Here is a 3,257-nt window from a genome sequence, read left to right as displayed (position 1 = left end):
CCAACTTTGTGTTACATGCGAGAGATTGTCAGGAAAATTTCTATAGCGCTTCAGCCATTCTAGTTTGATTATATCATTTAGCAGGCAATCTGCGTAACAGACGGTGTCATGCCGGTACTTGACACTGGCATCCAGTAATTTTATTAAGTTAGTGAGTATAAAAGTTATGTTAAAGTACGATGTTTTTGATGATTATAAAAAGGCTGGGTCCCAGTGTAGGAGTACTGGCATGACACCTTACCTAGTAGTACAATGTTAATACAGCCGTGTGTCGGTACTTGGATCGACACCCTTGTAGCAGGTTCAAACCACAACGTTCGTACAGTTGCATGCTAACTACTTACATAACACCACTTTTGCTTCAATATTTACCACACCCCTGAATAGATACAATTTCTTAACGTTTATAATTAAAGCAACTTAAGAACACGCAGCGTTATGAAAAACATCAAAAATAATTACCTTTTTCTGCTTACGTGCGAGAAGTTTATTACATCAGCAGCTCTTTACTAAGTCTACTAATGCAGCGATATTTTCAACCGGAGTGTCAGGAAGCACTCCATGTCCGAGATTAAATATGAAAGGTAAACCCCTAAAGCAATCTATTATACGCTTCGCCTCTTCAATTGCTTTAGCTCTGTTATATGCCAAAAGATTAGGATTGAGATTCCCTTGCAGAGGGATTTTCAGGTTTCCTTTTGCCCATTCTATTGGAACGTCATAATCTATACTCACTGCGGATACACCCGTTTGGTCACAGTAATCCTTATAGAAACTTCCGGCAGATCTTGGAAAACCTATTATTGGAAAATTTGGAAATTTATCCTTTATTGCTAAGGTAATCTTTTTTGTCGGTTCAATAACATATTTCTTAAATAGCTCCTTCGGCAACACTCCGGCATTACTGTCAAACAATTGGACAACGTCTGCCCCAAACTCTATTTGCTTAATCAGATAGAAGATTGTTGCATCCGTTATCCGCTTGATTACTTTTTCCAAGCTCGAGGGGGAGAAATTCAACACTTTAGAAAAAGTTTTGCTGCTTCCACCTTCTATGATGTATGAGGCAACTGTCCACGGCCCTCCAGCAAATCCTATGAGAGACTTTTCCTTTGGCAAACAACTCCTTACTCTCTTTATAGCGTTTAGAATTGGCAGGGTCTTAGCTTCAATTTCTTGTGGACTTTCCAGCTCTTTAAAATCTTTCACAGGCTTTATTACTGGACCTACGCCGCGCGTGAAGTTCACATCACAACCCAGAACATCAGCCACTATTAAAATGTCAGAGAAGATTATCGCTGCATCCATGTTAAACCTTGTAACTGGTTGTAGTGTCAGCTCCACTACTAAATCTGTGTTATAACACATCTCCATAAAATCACCCACGTTTTTTACCGCTTTGCGGTACTCAGGAAGAGATCTGCCAGCTTGGCGCATCAGCCAGATTGGTGTCTCTTTACCCTGCCTGCCCTTACTTATAGTTCTTGCTACTATTGTTTCACTGCCTTCTAGTTTAGTTAATCTATCTTCTTTCATATAGTAAAGTGTAACAGTAGTAATAGTTTTATCAACGTTCTGTTATTAACTTAAAATTCTGTGAAAATTCTTATTGCTAGACTTGTGGATAAGCATGTTAGTAACTTTTATATATTGTTGATTTTCCTTAGTAATTTGTGTGTATAAGTGGAATGTTCAGATTGTTAGTAATCTTCCATTATGGAAAGGATCTTCCCATTGTGCGCTGTTGTATAATTATGTGTGCATCAGTGAAAAAGTTGTTGATCAATTGTTAGTATCCGGTATCAACAGATAGTCCACAAATTGGTTTGACATTATTCACATGCTTATTAAACATTTAACAACAGTTTTCTTGGTAAAACTGATCCAAAAATATTTTTACCATTAGTAGGAAACAAGTTGAGTAAAAAAGGAACTTTTATAAAACGAGTAGCATATAAAATTTTTTTGTTTCTTTTCAAAAGGGCTCGTATGCTGAAAGAGTGTGCAACTGAAGCAATAATGAAGGATTTACCAGACCTTAATATATTCAATGGTCTAATAAAATTCCATGACTGCAGTATAACTGATGTGATGACTCCACGTACAGAAATATGTGCAGTGGACATTGAATCGAGTAGGCATGAAGTAATGAAGAAAATAAAAAATATTCACCACACTAAGGTGTTAATTTATAAAAATGATTTTGATAATGTGATAGGTTTTTTCTACGTAAAAGATGTTATCCTAAACGAAGACGAAGGTTTTAGTCTAAGGGAACTTGCACAAAACGTAATATTCGTACCACCCTCGATGAAGACTACCAGCCTTTTCGTTAAGATGAGATCTTCCAGATCGTATTTGGCTGTTGTATTGGATGAATATGGTGGAACTGATGGCTTAATTTCAGTAACTGATCTTGTGGAAGAATTGGTATCAAATATTAACAGCGAAAGTGAACCTTCTGAGTATGCAATTGTAAAGTTATCTCAGAGTAAGTTTGAGATGTCAGCTAGGACTCTGATAAAGGACATAGAGGAAAATCTAAAAATAGAATTACGCAGCCCTGAGGAGGATTATGCCACGCTTGGTGGTTTGATTCTTTCAGTCGCTGGCAAGGTACCTTCTGTAGATGAAGTTGTTAAGTACAAAAATGGTGTGAAATTTGTTGTTAAGAATGCGAATGATAGGTATATTGATAAGGTGATATTAGACTTGAGTGATTACAGAAACTAGATCTCTTGCATAACCTGCTTCTGATTTTTCTTCAAAACTTGTTTATGCTCCTCGAGTGTTCTGCAGTATTCGTCTGCATTTCTCCTGAAAATTCCCTACCATAAATTGGTTATGAAAGAGATCTATTGATATTCCTAGTGAGGAAGTGTTTTGCCTTTAGGTAAAGAGGTCTACAATATTTACATATATAGTGCTGGTACGTGCTTTAGGTAAGTGCGTCTAGCCTAGATCTGAGGTGCTGTGGAAAGTTTCAATTTTCGAGTTAATACTTGTATGTGCTTTTACAAAGTGTAGAATCACTTTAAGTCAAAGTTAAGCCTATTTTCAACAAGTTGTTTTCACAAGTACAGTGTATTTTAGTATTATAGTGCTCTAGTAGTAAGTGGGTCATGTAGATGCTAATATCTTTTGTATTTAAGTTGTCATCTCTTTTCTTGCTTAATTTCTCCACTAATGATTTGCTTAAGGGTTTGTGTTCACTCGAAACTTGCATAGTTAATAAAATTTTGTCTTTCTCCTGGCTT

General features: G+C 36.5%; 3 protein-coding genes. 1 reads left to right on the top strand and 2 read right to left on the bottom strand.

The window, feature by feature from the left end:
• Positions 1–495 precede the first annotated feature (495 nt).
• Positions 496–1,536 (bottom strand): uroporphyrinogen decarboxylase, encoded by a 1,041-nt coding sequence (gene hemE / locus IHO40_RS05320; protein WP_225537102.1) that lies wholly within the window; start codon positions 1,534–1,536, stop codon positions 496–498.
• A 381-nt stretch (positions 1,537–1,917) separates the two neighbouring features.
• Between hemE and IHO40_RS05315 the strand changes: the two genes are divergently transcribed.
• Positions 1,918–2,733, top strand: coding sequence for a transporter associated domain-containing protein (locus IHO40_RS05315; RefSeq protein ID WP_225537101.1), 816 nt, complete (start codon positions 1,918–1,920; stop codon positions 2,731–2,733).
• Between the two features lie 301 nt (positions 2,734–3,034).
• Here the strand turns inward: IHO40_RS05315 and IHO40_RS05310 are convergent.
• A partial coding sequence (locus IHO40_RS05310) for a hypothetical protein (RefSeq protein ID WP_225537100.1) occupies positions 3,035–3,257 on the bottom strand: 223 nt, incomplete at its 5' end.

This window comes from Wolbachia endosymbiont of Mansonella ozzardi, assembly GCF_020278625.1.
Taxonomy (GTDB): domain Bacteria; phylum Pseudomonadota; class Alphaproteobacteria; order Rickettsiales; family Anaplasmataceae; genus Wolbachia.
Note: the sequence above shows the minus strand (reverse complement) of the source record. Positions and strands in the feature narration are given on the sequence as shown.

Coding starts and splice junctions, on each gene's coding strand:
- hemE (WP_225537102.1), bottom strand. CDS start 1,536: ATGAAAGAAGATAGATTAACTAAACTAGAAGGCAGTGAAACAATAGTA.